Source organism: Chromobacterium paludis (assembly GCF_008275125.1).
Classification (GTDB): Bacteria; Pseudomonadota; Gammaproteobacteria; order Burkholderiales; family Chromobacteriaceae; genus Chromobacterium; species Chromobacterium paludis.
This window is the reverse complement of the sequence record NZ_CP043473.1, coordinates 1839656-1855814: the sequence shown is the minus strand read 5'-3', so window position 1 is coordinate 1855814 and position 16159 is coordinate 1839656. Positions and strand designations below refer to the sequence as shown.

The 16159-nt window shown below is 62.9% G+C and carries 14 protein-coding genes; 6 read left to right on the top strand and 8 right to left on the bottom strand.

Annotated elements, in window-relative coordinates:
• Window positions 1-25 precede the first annotated feature (25 nt).
• The gene (gene flgK, locus FYK34_RS08445) at window positions 26-1807 is read left to right on the top strand and encodes a flagellar hook-associated protein FlgK (RefSeq protein ID WP_149295957.1); all 1782 of its coding nucleotides are present in this window, start codon (window positions 26-28) and stop codon (window positions 1805-1807) included.
• A 26-nt stretch (window positions 1808-1833) separates the two neighbouring features.
• Window positions 1834-2760: a flagellar hook-associated protein FlgL gene (gene flgL / locus FYK34_RS08440; protein ID WP_149295956.1), complete on the top strand. Its 927-nt coding sequence runs from the start codon at window positions 1834-1836 to the stop codon at window positions 2758-2760.
• Between the two features lie 57 nt (window positions 2761-2817).
• Here flgL and astE read toward each other — a convergent pair whose 3' ends face one another.
• Window positions 2818-3801: a succinylglutamate desuccinylase gene (astE, locus tag FYK34_RS08435; RefSeq protein WP_149295955.1), complete on the bottom strand. Its 984-nt coding sequence runs from the start codon at window positions 3799-3801 to the stop codon at window positions 2818-2820.
• 12 nt (window positions 3802-3813) lie between these two features.
• On the bottom strand, window positions 3814-4074 hold the full coding sequence (locus FYK34_RS08430) for a hypothetical protein (RefSeq protein WP_149295954.1): 261 nt from the start codon (window positions 4072-4074) through the stop codon (window positions 3814-3816).
• A gap of 176 nt (window positions 4075-4250) precedes the next feature.
• Between FYK34_RS08430 and speA the strand changes: the two genes are divergently transcribed.
• Window positions 4251-6131, top strand: coding sequence for an arginine decarboxylase (gene speA, locus FYK34_RS08425; protein WP_149295953.1), 1881 nt, complete (start codon window positions 4251-4253; stop codon window positions 6129-6131).
• A gap of 69 nt (window positions 6132-6200) precedes the next feature.
• Here the strand turns inward: speA and FYK34_RS08420 are convergent, their stop codons facing one another.
• Window positions 6201-6722: a GNAT family N-acetyltransferase gene (locus FYK34_RS08420; RefSeq protein ID WP_149295952.1), complete on the bottom strand. Its 522-nt coding sequence runs from the start codon at window positions 6720-6722 to the stop codon at window positions 6201-6203.
• A 112-nt stretch (window positions 6723-6834) separates the two neighbouring features.
• Window positions 6835-8235, bottom strand: coding sequence for an L-serine ammonia-lyase (locus tag FYK34_RS08415; protein WP_149295951.1), 1401 nt, complete (start codon window positions 8233-8235; stop codon window positions 6835-6837).
• A 565-nt stretch (window positions 8236-8800) separates the two neighbouring features.
• Here FYK34_RS08415 and FYK34_RS08410 point away from each other — a divergent pair.
• Window positions 8801-9595, top strand: a complete 795-nt coding sequence (locus FYK34_RS08410; protein ID WP_168209687.1) for a substrate-binding periplasmic protein — start codon at window positions 8801-8803, stop codon at window positions 9593-9595.
• A 10-nt stretch (window positions 9596-9605) separates the two neighbouring features.
• Here FYK34_RS08410 and FYK34_RS08405 read toward each other — a convergent pair whose 3' ends face one another.
• Window positions 9606-10166: a YqaA family protein gene (locus FYK34_RS08405; RefSeq protein ID WP_149295949.1), complete on the bottom strand. Its 561-nt coding sequence runs from the start codon at window positions 10164-10166 to the stop codon at window positions 9606-9608.
• Between the two features lie 229 nt (window positions 10167-10395).
• On the bottom strand, window positions 10396-11430 hold the full coding sequence (locus FYK34_RS08400; RefSeq protein ID WP_149295948.1) for an LLM class flavin-dependent oxidoreductase: 1035 nt from the start codon (window positions 11428-11430) through the stop codon (window positions 10396-10398).
• A gap of 252 nt (window positions 11431-11682) precedes the next feature.
• Between FYK34_RS08400 and FYK34_RS08395 the strand changes: the two genes are divergently transcribed.
• Window positions 11683-12018: a c-type cytochrome gene (locus FYK34_RS08395; protein WP_149295947.1), complete on the top strand. Its 336-nt coding sequence runs from the start codon at window positions 11683-11685 to the stop codon at window positions 12016-12018.
• 52 nt (window positions 12019-12070) lie between these two features.
• On the opposite strand, the gene FYK34_RS08390 is transcribed toward FYK34_RS08395, so the two are convergent.
• On the bottom strand, window positions 12071-12736 hold the full coding sequence (locus tag FYK34_RS08390) for a 7-cyano-7-deazaguanine/7-aminomethyl-7-deazaguanine transporter (protein ID WP_149295946.1): 666 nt from the start codon (window positions 12734-12736) through the stop codon (window positions 12071-12073).
• 205 nt (window positions 12737-12941) lie between these two features.
• Between FYK34_RS08390 and FYK34_RS08385 the strand changes: the two genes are divergently transcribed.
• Window positions 12942-14441 (top strand): methyl-accepting chemotaxis protein, encoded by a 1500-nt coding sequence (locus FYK34_RS08385; RefSeq protein WP_149295945.1) that lies wholly within the window; start codon window positions 12942-12944, stop codon window positions 14439-14441.
• A gap of 177 nt (window positions 14442-14618) precedes the next feature.
• Here FYK34_RS08385 and dbpA read toward each other — a convergent pair whose 3' ends face one another.
• The gene (gene dbpA / locus FYK34_RS08380; RefSeq protein ID WP_149295944.1) at window positions 14619-16001 is read right to left on the bottom strand and encodes an ATP-dependent RNA helicase DbpA; all 1383 of its coding nucleotides are present in this window, start codon (window positions 15999-16001) and stop codon (window positions 14619-14621) included.
• Window positions 16002-16159 lie beyond the last annotated feature (158 nt).

Genomic DNA, 16159 nt, shown 5'->3' with positions numbered 1-16159 from the left:
ATAAGGTATTAGAGAGAGGTTAATCATGGCACTCGTCGGAACGGATATTTTCGGAGTGGGGCTGAGCGGCCTGAATGCAGCCCAGAATGCCTTGGCCGTATCCAGCAACAATATCGCCAACGTCAACACGCCAGGCTATACCAGCCAATACATCACCCAAGCCGGCCGCGAGCCGCAGAACGCCGGCTTTGGCTTCCTGGGCCAGGGGGTGGACGTCACCAGCGTGCAGCGCAGCTACAACGTGTTTCTGTCCACCCAGATGCAAGTGGCGCAAACCAGCAGCAGCTACTATAGCACCCAGTCCCAGCAGCTGGCCCAGATCAACAATATGATCGCGGATACCACGCAAAGCCCCAGCGTGGCCATGCAGGACTACTTCGGCGCCATGCAGACCCTGACCCAGCAGCCGTCCTCCCTGCCCAGCCGGCAGAACGTGCTCAGCATGGCGCAGGCGCTGGCGACCAAGATCACCTCGGCGAATTCGCAGCTGGTGCAGATGCAGCAGGGCGCCAACGGCCAGATCACGACGACCGTGCAGAGCATCAACGCCTTGGCGCAGCAGATCGCCACCCTGAACCAGCAGATCGGCGCGGCGACCGGCGGCAACGTCAATGGACCGCAGCCGAACACCTTGCTGGATCAGCGCGACCAGGCCGTGCTGCAGCTGAATCAGCTGATCGGCGCCACGGTCAGCAAGCAGAGCGATGGCTCCTACTCCGTCTATATCGGCAGCGGCCAGTCCTTGGTATCCGGCACCGTGGTCAATCAGATGGCCACGCAGGCGGATCCGACGAATCCGGCCAATGTGCAGGTTGGCTTCACCAATGCCAACAATACCCTCACCGTGCTGCCGGACAGCCTGCTGGCCAGCGGACAACTGGGCGGGCTGCTCAATTTCCGCGACAACGCGCTGGTGCAGACGCAAAATCAGCTAGGCACGCTGGCCATTAATTTCGCCTCGGCGATGAATTACCAAAACCAGCTGGGCATGGATTACAACGGGCAGCCCGGCGGACCTATTTTCAAGGACCTGTCCGCGCTGGCGGCCAATCCGCAATACGCGGCCGGCCAGTTCGCCGTGGTGATGTCCGACCCCAAATCGTTGGCCACCGCGTCCAATTTGGTGCCCACCGGCACGGCGGGCGGCAATGGCGTGAAGATGAGCGGCGTGTGGTCCACCATGCCCGGCGGCTATACCGCCGGCCTCAACGCCACGCCGCCGACGTTTGCCCCCCAGACTCAGCACCCCTCGTCAGGGCTGACCGGCATGACCATCACCGCGGCCGGCAATCCGGTGTCCATGACCGCCACCATCGCCGGCACCAATGGCGGCGGACCATACAATGTGGTGGTCGATCCCTCTTTGCCCAATAGCTACAAGCTGCAGACTACGGCGAATCCGCCGGTGGATGTGGGCATAGGCTTCCAGTTGTCCGGGGCGCCGATCGCCGGCCAGACCTTTAGCGTCGGTCCGCAGACCGCGGGCACCCAGTCTTTGGGCGATGGCAACAATCTGCGGCAACTGACGGCGCAGCAGAACTTGCAATTGGTCAATAATCAGTCCTACCAGACCTATTATTCGAGTATGGTCGCCTCGGTGGGCAACCAGACCAACACGGCAAACCTGCAAAACACGGCAGCCCAGAAGACACTGGATCAGGCCACCACCAATAATTCCAACGCCAGCGGCGTGAATCTGGACCAGGAGGCCGCCAGCCTGATCAAATTCCAGCAGTCCTACCAGGCCTGCAGCAAGGTGATCCAGATCGCGCAGAGCACCTTCAACAGCATTCTGAACATGATCTAGGCGTAAGCGCCCCAAGGAGTAAGGCGATGCGAATCAGCTCATCCACCCTGTATCAATCCGGGGTCAACAATATGTCCGAGCTGCAGGCCAACCTGCTGCAGGTCAACAAGCAGATCGACAACCAAAAGCGCGTGGTGACGCCTTCCGACGATCCGGTGGCGGCCGCGCGCATCGAGCTGTTGAACACCTCGAACGGGCAGAATTCGCAGTATCAGAAGAATACGGATTCCGTGGCGAGCTGGCTGTCGCTGTCGGATTCGACGCTGAACAGCGCGATCAACTTGCTCAACTCCATGAAGAGCGAGGCCATTCACGCCGGCAATGGCTCCTTGTCCACTGTGCAGCTGCAGCAGATTCAGCAGACGGTGAAAGAGGGCATAGGCGAGCTGACCGGCTATGGCAACGCCACCGATGGCAACGGCAGCTATCTGTTCGGCGGCAATCAGGTGACCACGCCGCCGTTCTCGGTCGATGTGAACGCCGTGCCGGCGGTGACCTACAACGGCGACAATGGCCAGCGCAGCGTGCAGGTGGCCGCCTCGCGCACCATGACCATTTCCGATCCGGGCAACCAGGTGTTCGGCATTCCCGGCGGCAGCCAGACGGCAGCCTTCGACTCCCTGGTCAATCTGTACAATCTGCTGGGGCAGAATCCGCGCCCGGCAAATTACAACACCCAGCTCAATGGCGTGATCAATCAAATCACCGATGCGGTGCAGCAGCTGTCGGTGAGTCAGGCCTCAGTGGGCGCGCGCGAGCAGGAAAACGCCAATCTGCAGTCCATGAGCACCAACCTGGGCCTGCAGTACAACAGCAGCATCAGCGACTTGCAGGGCCTGGACATGGCCAAGGCGATTTCCGACTTCACCATGACGCAGACTTCCTTGCAGTACACGCAAAAGACCTACGCCCAAGTGGCGCAACTGTCGCTGTTCAATTACATCTCCAGCTGAGCTCCGGTCGCCGCGGAAGAGCAAAGGGCCGCCATGCAGCGGCCCTTTTGCTTGGCCTCAGTCCAGCCGCGCCGGCTCCACCACGATGCCGGCGCGCAGGCCGGGCTGCACTTTCGGGTTGGGGAACAGGATGCGCTCCGCGCCGCCCGCGGCCGTGTAACGCACCTCGCCGTCCTCCGCGATCAGCATGCCGTCCGGCAGCAGGGTGAAGTTTTCCACGCTGTCCGCCAGATGCAGCTTGAAGTCCTCGCTGTGTTTGATCAGATCGTACTTGGCGCGGAACAAGGGCAGACGCTGCTCGTCTAGCGCTGCAATGTCGGCTTGCGGATCGGACAGCAGGCCGCGCAGCGCGCCGTCTATGCCGGAGAAACGGGACAGATCGTTCTGGCCGAAGGGCCTGGCCTTGCCCAGCTCCAGGGTGAAGGCGTCGGCGCCGCAATGGCGGCTGGTGAAATAGCTGAAGGTGTTGGCGGGTTGGCTGTGCAGCAGGATGGCCTCGATGCCGCACTGCTGCAGCCAGGCCAGTTGCTCGCGGCTGTGCTCGCGCTCGTGCAGATAGGGATAGATGGCGAACTTCTCGAACGCCGAGCCGCGGATGGCGGTGTGCAGGTCGTAATGCAGGCGGCGGCCCTGGGCGGCGGCGAAAAAGTCAGCGGCCAGGGTTTCCAGTTCTTCGGCGCGCCGGGCCTCCGGCAGTTCCGGCAGCTTGCGATGCGCGCCGTTGAACAGCCGGTTCATGTCGTAATGGCCGTAACGCTCGCCGGCGCGAATCGCATCCAGATTGGCGAACATCACCAGCAAGCGGCAATTCAGCGTCAGCCTGCCCTCCGCCAGATCATCCAGAATGGCGTCCACCACCTCGATGGGCGCGGTCTCGTTCCCATGCACGCCGCAGGACAGCAGCACGGAGTCGGCGCCGGGGAGGCCTGTTTCGATGGCCGCGCAGCCGCGGGCCAGCCAGCGCAAGGTCAGGCCGGAGGGCAGCGTCCAGTGTTCCAGGGCGGCGGCGGAGTCTAGGGCGTGTTGCAAGAAGCGGCTCATGGTGCGTGTCGGCTAGGGTGGAGGAGGCTTTGATTGTAAACGCGGACGCGCCGTCGCGTCATGTCGCGCCGGGTGTTGCGTATTTGATGAAAATACCTTTTCGATGTGGAAAATGTTGAGCTTGAACAGATTGTTCCGCAGCAGACGCATGTCATGCTGCGGCCTTGGCAATGCGCGCAATTCATTGTTTTGACAGTACGGATTTTCAGCGGCCCGGATCACGACTTTTGCTGAGGGGCGGGCAGGCTGGCGCGGGCTGTGTTTCAGGTACATTTTTTTACTTGTCAATCAGCGCGATGTTGTTACAATCCGCGCTCGTTTGCGCTGTGCAACAACTACAATTCACTCTGTTTCGCTCCGACATCCCAGGCCCACATAAAAGCTGTAGAGCCCGAAAGCCGTGCACTAAGGAGCGGGGTTATCCATCATAAGTTCTGAGAGGAAAACTCATGGCTTGGTCTGTGGCTGATAGCCGGAGCCTGTATGGCATCCGGCATTGGGGGGCTGGTTATTTCGATGTGGGCGACACCGGCAATATCGTCGTGCGTCCCAATGTGCGCCAGCACAAGGAAATCGATCTGTATCGACTGGTGAGCGAACTGGGCGGCAAAGGCCTGGATCTGCCGCTGCTGGTCCGTTTCCCGGATATTCTGCAAGACCGCGTCGCCCGTCTGTGCGGCGCCTTCGACAAGGCCATCGCCGAGCAAGGCTATGGCAATCGCTATACCGCCATCTACCCGATCAAGGTCAACCAGCAAGAAGCGGTGGTGAAGAGCATCATCGCCACGCCTGACGTGTCCATCGGCCTGGAAGCCGGCTCCAAGCCGGAACTGATGGCGGTGCTGGCGCTGGCGCCCAAGGGCTGCACCATCGTCTGCAACGGCTACAAAGACCGCGAATTCATTCGCCTGGCCCTGATCGGCGAGCGCCTGGGCCATCAGGTGTTCATCGTCATCGAAAAAGAATCCGAAGTCGAACTGGTGATCGAAGAGTCGCGCAAGCTGGGCATCAAGCCCAATATCGGCCTGCGCGTGCGCCTGTCCTCGCTGGCTTCCAGCAAGTGGTCCGACACCGGCGGCGAGAAGGGCAAGTTCGGCCTGTCCGCCGGCCAGCTGATTTCCGCCACCGACAAGCTGGCGGCGGCCGGCCTGACCGACTGCGTGCGCCTGATGCATTTCCACATGGGCTCGCAGATCGCCAACATCGCCGACTACCGCATCGGCTTCCGCGAAGCCATTCGCTATTTCGCCGAACTGCGCGCCCTGGGCATGCCGGTGGACCACGTGGACGTGGGCGGCGGCCTGGGCGTGGACTACGACGGCACCCACTCGCGCAACGACAGCTCGATCAACTACGACATGGACGAGTACGCCCGCGTGATCGTATCCATGCTGGCCGAGTTCTGCGACGAGAACGGCATCCCGCATCCGCGCGTGCTGTCCGAGTCCGGCCGCGCCATGACCGCGCACCACGCCGTGCTGCTGATGAACGTGACCGACGTGGAGCGTCTGCCGGATAGCGTGGCGCCGATCGAGAACGTGGAAGAACTGTCCCGTCCGCTGCGCAAGCTGATCGGCCTGGCCAGTCTCAATGACGAAGAGCTGGTCACCGAAATCTACTACCGCGCCAGCCATTACGTGTCGGAAGTGGGCGAAATGTACGCCGAAGGCCGTTTGTCGCTGAAGGAAAAGGCGCTGGCGGAAGACGTGCACGCCGCGCTGTGCCGCCGCTTGCACAATCAGCTGCAAGCCAGCCAGCGTTCGCAGCGCCAGGTGTACGACGAACTGACCGACCGTCTGGCCGACAAATACTTCTGCAATTTCTCCGTGTTCCAGAGCCTGCCGGATACCTGGGCCATCGACCAGGTGCTGCCCATCATGCCGCTGCACCGCCTGGCCGAGAAGCCGACGCGCCGCGCCGTGCTGCAGGATTTGACCTGCGACTCCGACGGCAAGCTGAAGCAGTACGTGGACCAGCAGAGCATCGAATCCAGCATGTCCGTGCATGAAGTGAAGCAGGGCGACGAGTACTTGATCGCCGTGTTCCTGGTGGGCGCTTACCAGGAAATCCTGGGCGACATGCATAATCTGTTTGGCGATACCGACTCGGTCAACGTCTACGTGCGCCAGGGCGGCGAGCTGGAAATTTCCGGCATCGAAGAGCATGACACCATCGAGGACATGCTGCGCTACGTGCACTTGTCGCCGGAAGACTTGCTGAACCGCTACGAAGCCAAGACCCGCGAGTGCGATCTCAGCGCCGAAGAGCGCAGCCAGTACTTCGCCGAGTTCTGCCGCGGCCTGAAGCAGTCGTCCTATCTGGCGGTTTGAGCCGCCGGACGGCAAGCCAAAACCAAACCGGGCCCAGGCCCGGTTTTTTTGCGTCTGCGCAAGCCGCCGTCAGCCCGGGTCCGCGGGCACGAAATACAGGCTGGGTCCTTCGATGCCGGGCAATTCCAGCGTGCGATCATAGCGCAGGCCCAGTTTTTCCAGCACGCGGATTGAGCCCAGATTGTGCGGCGCGGTGATGCCGACGACCTGCGCTATCTTCAGGACGGCGCTGGCGTGCGCCAAGCAGGCCGCGCCGGCTTCGCAGGCGTAGCCGCGGCCCCAGTGGCGCTGCAGGAAGGCGTAGCCGATGTCGGGATGAGGCAGGCTGTCGCGCTTGACCAGGCCGCAGATGCCGACCGGCTCGGCATTGCCGCTCAGTTCGACCAGCAGCAGGCCGTGGCCGTATTGCTGGTAACTGGCCTGCGGGCCTTTTTCGATATAGTTGCGCGCGCCGGCGAGGTCGCGCACGTCCTTGTCGCCGATATTGGCGAGGAAGGCCGGCTCGTTTAGCAGTTCCAGGATGAACGGCGCGTCGCGCTCGTCTAGCGGGCGCAGGCGCAGGCGTAAAGTTTCGATTTCGAGTGCGTGCACGGAATAGTCTTGCAATGAGTTCGTCGTCCAGTGTGCCAGCGGGGCGGGCGGGACGCCAGAGCGAAAACGGCCGCGAATCAACGCGGCCGCAGGTTTCAAGCGAGTGGCGGGATCAGCATTCCACGATGTTCACCGGCACTTCGATCACATTGATCGCCAGGCCGCCGCGCGCGGTTTCCTTGTACTTGGTGCTCATGTCCATGCCGGTGTCGCGCATGGTCTTGATCACGCGGTCCAGCGACACGAAATGCTGGCCGTCGCCGCGCAGCGCCATGCGCACCGCGTTGATGGCCTTGACCGAGGCCATGGCGTTGCGCTCGATGCAGGGAACCTGGACCAGGCCGCCCACCGGGTCGCAAGTCAGGCCCAGATTGTGCTCCATGCCGATTTCCGCGGCGTTTTCCACTTGCTCAGGCGTGCCGCCCATCACTTCGCACAAGGCGCCGGCGGCCATGGAGCAGGCCGAGCCCACTTCGCCTTGGCAGCCCACTTCCGCGCCGGAGATGGACGCGTTGAGCTTGAACAGGATGCCGATGGCGCCGGCGGTCAGCAGGAAGCGCACGATGCCGTCGTCGTTGGCGCCCGGCACGAAGCGGGCGTAGTAGTGCATCACCGCCGGGATGATGCCGGCCGCGCCGTTGGTCGGCGCGGTCACCACGCGGCCGCCGGCGGCGTTTTCTTCATTGACGGCCAGGGCGTACAGATTGACCCAGTCCATCACGGTCAGCGGGTCGCGCATGGCCGCTTCCGGCGAGGCCAAGAGTTTCTTGTGCATGTCGGCGGCGCGGCGGCGCACCTTCATGCCGCCCGGCAGAATGCCTTCGCGCTCGCAGCCGCGCTTGACGCAGGCTTGCATCACGTTCCAGATGTTCAGCAAGCCGGCGCGCACCTCTTCCTCGCTGCGCCAGGACAGTTCGTTTTCCAGCATGATCTGGCTGATGCTCTTGCCGTGGCGCTGGCACAGCGCCAGCAACTCGGCCGCGCTCTTGAACGGGTGCTTCAACTCGGTCACGCCCGGCGGGACGAAGCCGGCGTCGATGGCTGCCTCGTCCACCACGAAGCCGCCGCCCACCGAGTAATAGGCGCGCTTGGACAGGCTTTGGCCCGCGGCGTCGAAGGCCTCGAAGATCATGCCGTTGGGGTGGTAGGGCAGGGTTTTCTTCTTGTGCAGGATCAGGTGCTCGCCTTCGACGAAGTCGATCTCGCGCTTGCCCAGCAGCTTCAGCTTGCGCTGCTCGCGGATGGCGGCCAGCATGCCGTCCACCGCGTCGGTGTCCACCAGGTCCGGCTGCTCGCCTTGCAGGCCCAGCAGCACGGCCACGTCGGTGCCGTGGCCTTTGCCGGTGGCGCCCAGCGAGCCGAACATTTCGGCGCTGACGCGCGTGGTCGAATCCAGCAGGCCGTCTTTTTCCAGGCGGGCGATGAACTGGCGGGCGGCGCGCATCGGGCCCACGGTGTGGGAGCTGGACGGGCCGATGCCGATCTTGAACAGGTCGAAAACACTGATTGCCATGGTAATGCTTCTCTGTAAGGGATTCCCGGCTGCTGCCGGATAGTTGTCGGGCGCCGTGAGGCGTCGCTTATCTTGATATGTATTGTAACGGTTGCCGGCGGGAAGGTGCGGTTCCTCCGCCTATGTCTGGGCGGCGCGGCGGCAAGCGCTGAGAGGGTAACCCAGAGTGGCGGCAGATGCCACCTTGTCCGCGCCAGGGTTTTGCATGGCATGAAGAGACGGGGCGCAAGAGGAGTCCGAAGGCAAGCGCTTGATTGCGAGCCGGCCGCCCTGGATGGCGCGGATTTCGCGCAGGGTTGGCCCGTGCGGTATGGTTTTCATGGGGTGGTCTGGCCTATTTAATCAACGACTTGGCGGTGGCTTTTTCTTGGCTAGGACTTGGGCGCCTGCGCTACAGTGAGAACGCATAGTCTGCTTCCCGGCAGGCGGGGCGGCTGTGATCCGCTCATCCACGCCTGGGTCCCGGATGGCGCCGCCTTGCCGTATGGCTTGCACTGTCAGCGTCGGCTGGCCCTGGCTTAATTGTTTGGCGAGCTTGGGTTGGGCGCGCGGGTGCGGCGCCAGCATGGATGAATATGAGAGCGCGATTGAAATGAAAATGGTATCCATTGCGATGGCAATGCTTTGCGCAGTATTTCTCAATAATGCCAATGCGAAGTCTTTTGTCGTAGGCGTGGAGCAAATTGATTACTACCCATTGCATGGTTATGTTAATGGGAAATACTCCGGGTATGGCAGAGACGTCCTGGACGCATTTGCCAAGCAATCAGGCTATTCGTTTACTTATGCTCCGCTTCCCGTTTCCCGGCTGTTTTATACCTTCCTCAACGAGAATACGATTGACTTCAAATATCCGGATAATCCGCATTGGCAAGCGGATATGAAAAAAGGAAAATCAGTCCTGTATAGCGATCCAGTCATAAATGTCATTGAAGGATTGCTGGTGAAGCCGGAAAAAGTCGATCAATTGTCTGAGGGTTCTCTTAAGGCCATCGTTACCATGCGCGGCTTCACGCCTTGGCCTTTAGAGCCCGCCATGCGGCAAAAGGTAAATGATGGCATCATTCGGGTCTATCAGGAGAATACCTTCAGCAAGGTGATTGCTCTGGGCTTGACGGGTCACTACGATGCGATCTATGCCAGTCCGATAGTCATCAATTACTATCTGGATGAGATTATTCACCAGCCAGGCGCCTTGGTCTTCGATAAAAACCTCCCGTTTGAAAGTAGCGATTTCCACCTCTCCAGCCTTCGCCAAGGGAAGGTTATCAAGCAGTTCAATGAATTTCTTTATAAAAACCAGGCCTTGATTTTGGAACTGAAAAGAAAGTACAGGCTGACGGAGAAAGCTGCGCAGTAAAAGGCGGATGTCAAAGCAGTTGTGCCAGGCGCTGCCAAAAGCCATCCGGCACCCAGAGCAAGACGGTGGTGGTCAGGAGATAGCGCAGGAACTTGCCAATTGCCATGTAGCACACGCTGGGCCAGAACGGAATGCGCAGCCAGCCGGCCAGGGTGCATAGCGGGTCGCCGATGCCCGGCAGCCAGGAAAGCAGCAGCATGGGCGCCCCGCGCTGGCGCATCCAGCGAAAATAGCGCGGGTTTAGCCTGGGTTTGCCCGCGCGCGGCGGGGGATGGGCGGATCGGCCGTGCGAGTGTGAGCGGTGGCTGCGGCGCTGGCGATAACGCAGCAGCGCCACCTTCGCGCCGTAGCCCATCCACCAGTCGATCATACCGCCCAGGGTATTGCCCAGCGTGGCGACCGCCAGCACAGGCCAGAACATGTCCGGCCTGAGCTTGATGTAGGCGAACACGGCGGGTTCGGAGCCCAAGGGCAGCAGCGTGGCGGATGCCAGGCTGATCATGAAGATGGCGCTAAGGCCCACCTTGGGTAACGCCAGCGTTGCGAGCAGCCAGTCCAGCATGGCTTCCATGATCCTGAGCCTCGGTCGTGTGAGTGGCGCCGATGATAGCATCGCCACGGCTTAAGAGCCTGTTCACCCTCTTTCGCCTTGGCCTCTGGCGCTTATGAAGGCGCGCATTTCGATGCGCCTCTCCTTTGAAGCCAACCGCAGGGCGGCAGGCCAGAGGTGTTGAGCGGCGCGCGAGATTCGCTGTCAGCGCCTCATGCCCGGCGCCAGGGCGATGCGACGGGTGGTCGCGTCAAACAGACCGCGCGGTCGCTGGTTTCATGCGCAGGCTGGGCAGGATGTCGGCGATGATTTCGCAGGCTCGCAAGCGGTCGGCAAAATCGTGACAGTCCACGGACAGCATGATTTCATCGGCGCCGGTGCGGTCCAGCAGGGCCTGCAGGCCGGCGCGCACGGTCTGCGGTCCGCCGAACACCGCTTCACCCAGCCAGTCGTGGCGGACGGCGAATTCCTCGCGCGGGTTCCACAAGCCCTCCATGCTGCGCACCGGCGGCGGCAAGGGCTGGCGGTCGCCACGAATCAGATTCAGGAACTTCTGGTACGGCGTGCTGGCCAGGTATTGGGCCTGTTCGTCGCTATCCGCGGCCAGGGCCGGTATGCACACCATGGCGTAAGGCTGGCTCAGCGTGGTGGAAGGCTGGAACAGCCGCCGGTACAGCGTCAGCGCTTCGTCCAGCTGCGCCGGGGCAAAATGGGCGGCAAAGGCGAAAGGCAGGCCCAGCTGCGCCGCCAGTTGCGCGCCGTACAGGCTGGAACCCAGCAGCCATACCGGAACGTCGGTGCCGATGCCGGGAATGGCGCGAACCTGCTGGCCCGCCCGCTCCGGGCCCAGGTAGCCGCGCAGCTCGGCCACTTGTTGCGGGAAGTCGTCGCCGGCAAAGCGCTCGCGGCGCAGGGCGCGGGCGGTGAGCGGGTCCGTCCCGGGGGCGCGGCCCAGGCCCAGGTCGATGCGGCCCGGAAACAGGGTGGCCAGGGTGCCAAATTGCTCGGCCACCACCAGTGGCGCATGGTTGGGCAGCATGATGCCGCCGGAGCCGACGCGTATGCGTTGGGTGTGGGCGGCGATGTGGCCGATCAGCACCGCGGTGGCGGAGCTGGCGACGCCGGCCATATTGTGATGTTCGGCCACCCAGAAGCGGGTATAGCCCAGTTGCTCGACATGGCGGGCCAGTTCCGCGCTGTGGCGAAGGGCCTGGGCGGCGTCGCCGCCGGCGACGATGGGCGCCAATTCCAGCATGGAGAGGCGTGGGTGAGGCGTGGCGGTCATGGAGGGCTTCCGTGGGTGCGGCGGGTTGGAGGGCGGGGCGACTGTCTTGTATCTGGCGGCGGTCGGCGGCATTTCAAGGCGCACGCGAGGGTCGGCGGGTTGGCGCGCTGGGCAAGGTCGCAGGCAAGGCGGGGAGAGGGATTGCCGTGAGCCTTTGACGCTAGTCAAGCGAATGGTTATCCGTTACGGCGATGGTTGGCTATGAATAGAGCTGGGGCCGCTGCTGGCCTTGATACCGATAGGGAGATAGCCATGCGACTTTTCGTCTCAATGAGCCTGCTCTTGACCTGTCTGTCCGCCGCGGCCCTGGCCGCGCCGGATGGCAAGGAGCTTTTTCAACAGAACTGCGCGGTGTGCCATGGCGACCGCGGGCAGGGCAAGGTCGGGCCCAAGCTGGTGGGGGACTCCAGCCGCTGGAGCAAGAAACTGTTCGAGAGGGCCGTGTTGGAAGGGGTGGATGACGAAGGCAAGGCCTTGAAGGCGCCGATGCCGCACTGGGGGCAGAGCAGCCTGAAGGAAGACAAGGGCAAGCCGCCCACCGCGGAGGAGATCGACGCCATCCAGGCCTATCTCAAAAAGCCGCACTGAAGCGCGCCGCAGACGGGGTGGCCAGCGTCATGAGACGCTGGCCATGTTCATTTCAGGCAGCGCGCAATGGCGCGGCGGGCGCCAGGCTCAGCAGCCGGCTCAGTATCAGTTTCAGCGCCACGCCGTACATCGGCAGGAAGAACAGCATGCAGATCAGCAGCTTGAAGCCGTAATCCACCAGGGCGATCTCCCCCCAGTGGGCGGCCATGAAGGGGTCGCTGCTTTTGTAGAAGGCGATGAAGAAAAAGGACAGGGTGTCGCTGATATTGCCCAGGAACATCGCCGCCGCGGGCGCAATCCACCAGGCGGGGAGCTGGCGCAGGCGGTTGAACACCTGCACATCCAGGATTTGGCCCAGGGCGTAGGCGGCGAAGCTGGCCGCGGCGATGCGGGCCACGAACAGGTTTGGCTGTTCCAGCGCCGCTGCGCCTTGCCATGCGCCCTGGTAGAACAGCACGGACACCAGATAGGAGATGGCCAGCGCCGGCAGCATGGATGCCAGGATGATGCGTCGGGCCAATGGCGCGCCAAACACGCGGACGGTCAGGTCCGTGGCCAGGAAAATGAACGGAAACGTGAAAGCGCCCCAGGTAGTGTGCAGGCCGAATACGGAGACCGGCAGCTGCACCAGATAATTGCTGGACGCGATGATGGCGATATGGAACAGGGACAGCCACAGCAGCGCGCTGGCGCGCTGGCGGTCAGTGAAGTCAAACATGGCTTTCCTTTTTGCTGAATGGGGTGAGGGAACCCAGTGAACGGACGCCGAGACTGCGCGAAAGGGCGGCATCATACCGGTTTGTGCGGCGAAAAGGAAGAGAGTATGTCGATGCGAATCGGGTAGTTGCCAGTTTCACTATACCAGCTATAACTACTCTAAGTAATTTCCCGGTCTGGGTTTCCGGGAATCGGGAGAGTGCGACATGACGATCACGAAGCGGCTGATGATGACGATAGCCTTGGCGCTGCTCGCCTTGATCGTGGTGGGGGGGCAGGGCCTGTGGCAGCAGCGTCAGGCCAACGAGCGCTTTGATTATCTGAGGATCAACACCTTCCCCAGCATTCATGACCTGGATGAGGCCAAGGTCGTCCTGGCCGACATGCGCCTGGCTTTGGCGCGCGGCGCGGCCATGGTGGACCCTGCGGCCAGACAAGCCCAGCTGGGCTTGCTGCCCGATCTTGACCGCCGCTTCGATGCGGCCATGGATAAATACGAGAAAGAGCTGCTGTCCAACGACGAGGATAAGCAGATGCTGCAGGCTGACCGCGAAAGCATGAAGGCCTACCGCGGGCAGCGCGACAAGTACTTGCAGCTGTTGCGCGCCAATGATGTGCCCGGGGCCGACAAACTGCTGGTGGGCGAGATGTCGGAGGTGGCCAAAAGCTTGAATCAGCAATTGCTGGCGCATGTCGAATTCAATTACAAGCTGGCCGAGCAACTATCGAGCGACAACGCCGCCGCTTATCAAGAGGGCGTGATGACCTCGCTGGCGGTGGTGGCCTTGGCGGTCTTATTGTGCGGCGGACTCAGCGCCCGGCTGTATGTCCACATTCGCCGCAGCCTGTCCAGTCTGCTGGGCATCATGCAAGAGGTGCGCAGCCGGCTGGACTTCAGGCTGCGCGCGCCGGTGGCGCGGATGGATGAGATTGGCCAGGCCTCTTCAGCCTTCAATGAGCTGATGGGCCGGTTGCAGCAAAGCCTTCAGGAGATACGCGGCAGCGTGGGCGAGATGCAGGGCGCCATCGTCAAAATGGCGGACTCTTCCTTGCATATCGCCGGCAGTTCTGTGGCGCAGAGCGAGTCGGCTTCAGCCATGGCGGCGTCGGTGGAGCAGGTGACGGTCAGCATCAATCACGTGGCGGACCGCGCGCGCGAGGCGGACGAGCAGGCGCGCGAGGCCGGCTCCATCGCGGAGCACGGCAGCGGCGTGGTCTTGGGCACAGTGGACGGCATCAGCGCGGTGGCGCAGGCGGTGACCGAGGCGGCGGAGCGCATCGGCAAGCTGCGCGACGATAGCGCCACCATCGCCACGGTGCTGAGCGTGATCAAGGACATCGCGGACCAAACCAATCTATTGGCGCTGAACGCGGCGATAGAGGCGGCGCGCGCCGGCGAGATGGGCCGCGGTTTCGCCGTGGTGGCCGACGAGGTGCGCAAGCTGGCTGAGCGCACCGCCAGCTCCACCACCGAGATTTCCGGCGTGATAGACAAGATGCAGCACGGCACGCAGGCGGCGGTGAGCGGCATGCAGCAGGTGGTGGACCAGGTCAATCAGGAAGCGGAGAGGGCGCGCGGCGCCAGCGTGGCTATCCAGCAGATCAAGACCAATTCCGAGCGCAGCGTGGAGCTGATCAGCGAAATTTCCAGCAGCATCGTGGAGCAGGGCACGGCCAGCAACATCATCGCGCAGAAAGTGGAGTAGATCGCCCAGATGGCGGAAGCGAACTCCAGGGACGCGGGGCGCTCGGCGGACTCCGCCAATCGTCTGCGGCAGCAGGCGGCGAGCATTCAGCAGACGGTGGCGCAGTACCAGGTATAACAGGAGGGTGCAGGTCGGGGAAAACAGGGCCGGAAGGCCCTGTTTCATTTGTGGCGGGGATCAGCCTATCAGCCGCATCTTGAATTGCTTGCCCTTGATCTTGCCCTGGGACAGCTTGGCCAGCGCGTCCTCGGCGATGGCGCGGTCCAGCGCGACGAAGCTGGCGAACTCGAAGATATTGATCTTGCCGATCTGGCTGCCGGCGAAGCCGGCGTCGCCGGTCAGCGCGCCCAGAAGGTCGCCCGGGCGCAGCTTTTCGCGTTTGCCGCCGGCGATTTCCAGCGTGACCATGGGCGGCAGCAGCGGGCCGCCCGGCGCCGGGGTCAGCTCTTCCACGTCGGCCCAGGTCAGGTCCGCCTGCTGGTAGTTTTCGATCTGCACCAGGCGCTTGGCCTCGCTGTCGGTGGCCAGGGTCAGCGCCAGGCCGTGTTGTTCGCCGCGGCCGGTGCGGCCGATGCGGTGGATGTGCACTTCCGGGTCGTGGGTGACGTCGACGTTGATCACCACGTCCAGCTCCTTGATGTCCAGGCCGCGGGCCGCCACGTCGGTGGCCACCAGCACGGTGGCGCTCTTGTTGGCGAAGCGCAGCAGGATCTGGTCGCGCTCGCGCTGTTCCAGATCGCCGTGCAGGGTCAGCGCGTGGAAGCCTTGCTCTTGCAGCTCGCGTACCAGCTCCTTGCAGCGTTCGCGGGTGTTGCAGAAGGCCAGCGCCGAAGTGGGGCGCAGGTGGCGCAGGATGCGGCTGACCGTCTCCAGCCGGGTTTCCGGCTTCACCTTGTAGAACCACTGCTCGATGTGGTCGGCGGTGTGCAGGGATTCCACCTTCACTTCCACCGGATTTCTCAGAAACTGCCCGCTGGCCTTGCGGATGTCTTCCGGATAGGTGGCGGAGAACAGCAGGGTCTGGCGGGTCTTCGGGCAGGCGCGGACGATGCCGACGATCTCTTCGATGAAGCCCATGTCTATCATGCGGTCCGCCTCGTCCAGCACCAGCGTCTTCACGCCGGCCAGGTTCAGCGTTTCGCGGAACAGATGGTCCTGCAGCCGGCCCGGCGTGCCCACCACGATGTGGGCGCCATGCTCCAGCGAGCCGATTTGCGGCCCCATGGGGGTGCCGCCGGTCAGCGTCACCACCTTGATGTTGTCGATGGCGCGCGCCAGGCGGCGGATTTCCTGCGCCACCTGGTCGGCCAGTTCGCGCGTCGGGCACATCACCAGCGCCTGCACGCCGAACCAGCGCGGATTGATATTGGCCAACAGGCCGAGGCCAAACGCAGCCGTCTTGCCGCTGCCGGTTTTGGCCTGGGCGATCAGATCGCGGCCTTCCAGAATGGCGGGCAGGCTGGCGGCCTGGATGGCGGTCATCTGGTGGTAGCCCAGGCTGTCCAGGTTGGACAACAGCGGGGCGGGCAGGGGCAGGGTGGAAAAAGCGGCTGGTTTCACAATGACTTGGCGCGGTTGGCTAAAGGCTGGGCAGTGTAACAGCAGTGAGGCTCGCGGCCAAATGCCCGGCGCATTTTCGTTGAAAAAACGCCTGGTCGAGCCGGGCGCGGGTCTTCCCATCTAGTTGTACCAGATGCGGCGGTTTCTGCCTGCCGATC

What these genes read in the sequence shown, in the direction of transcription:
- flgK (WP_149295957.1), top strand. Translation starts at nt 26, where the DNA reads ATGGCACTCGTCGGAACGGATATTTTCGGAGTGGGGCTGAGCGGCCTG.
- flgL (WP_149295956.1), top strand. Translation starts at nt 1,834, where the DNA reads ATGCGAATCAGCTCATCCACCCTGTATCAATCCGGGGTCAACAATATG.
- astE (WP_149295955.1), bottom strand. Translation starts at nt 3,801, where the DNA reads ATGAGCCGCTTCTTGCAACACGCCCTAGACTCCGCCGCCGCCCTGGAA.
- FYK34_RS08430 (WP_149295954.1), bottom strand. Translation starts at nt 4,074, where the DNA reads ATGTACCTGAAACACAGCCCGCGCCAGCCTGCCCGCCCCTCAGCAAAA.
- speA (WP_149295953.1), top strand. Translation starts at nt 4,251, where the DNA reads ATGGCTTGGTCTGTGGCTGATAGCCGGAGCCTGTATGGCATCCGGCAT.
- FYK34_RS08415 (WP_149295951.1), bottom strand. Translation starts at nt 8,235, where the DNA reads ATGGCAATCAGTGTTTTCGACCTGTTCAAGATCGGCATCGGCCCGTCC.
- FYK34_RS08410 (WP_168209687.1), top strand. Translation starts at nt 8,801, where the DNA reads ATGGATGAATATGAGAGCGCGATTGAAATGAAAATGGTATCCATTGCG.
- FYK34_RS08405 (WP_149295949.1), bottom strand. Translation starts at nt 10,166, where the DNA reads ATGGAAGCCATGCTGGACTGGCTGCTCGCAACGCTGGCGTTACCCAAG.
- FYK34_RS08400 (WP_149295948.1), bottom strand. Translation starts at nt 11,430, where the DNA reads ATGACCGCCACGCCTCACCCACGCCTCTCCATGCTGGAATTGGCGCCC.
- FYK34_RS08395 (WP_149295947.1), top strand. Translation starts at nt 11,683, where the DNA reads ATGCGACTTTTCGTCTCAATGAGCCTGCTCTTGACCTGTCTGTCCGCC.
- FYK34_RS08390 (WP_149295946.1), bottom strand. Translation starts at nt 12,736, where the DNA reads ATGTTTGACTTCACTGACCGCCAGCGCGCCAGCGCGCTGCTGTGGCTG.
- FYK34_RS08385 (WP_149295945.1), top strand. Translation starts at nt 12,942, where the DNA reads ATGACGATCACGAAGCGGCTGATGATGACGATAGCCTTGGCGCTGCTC.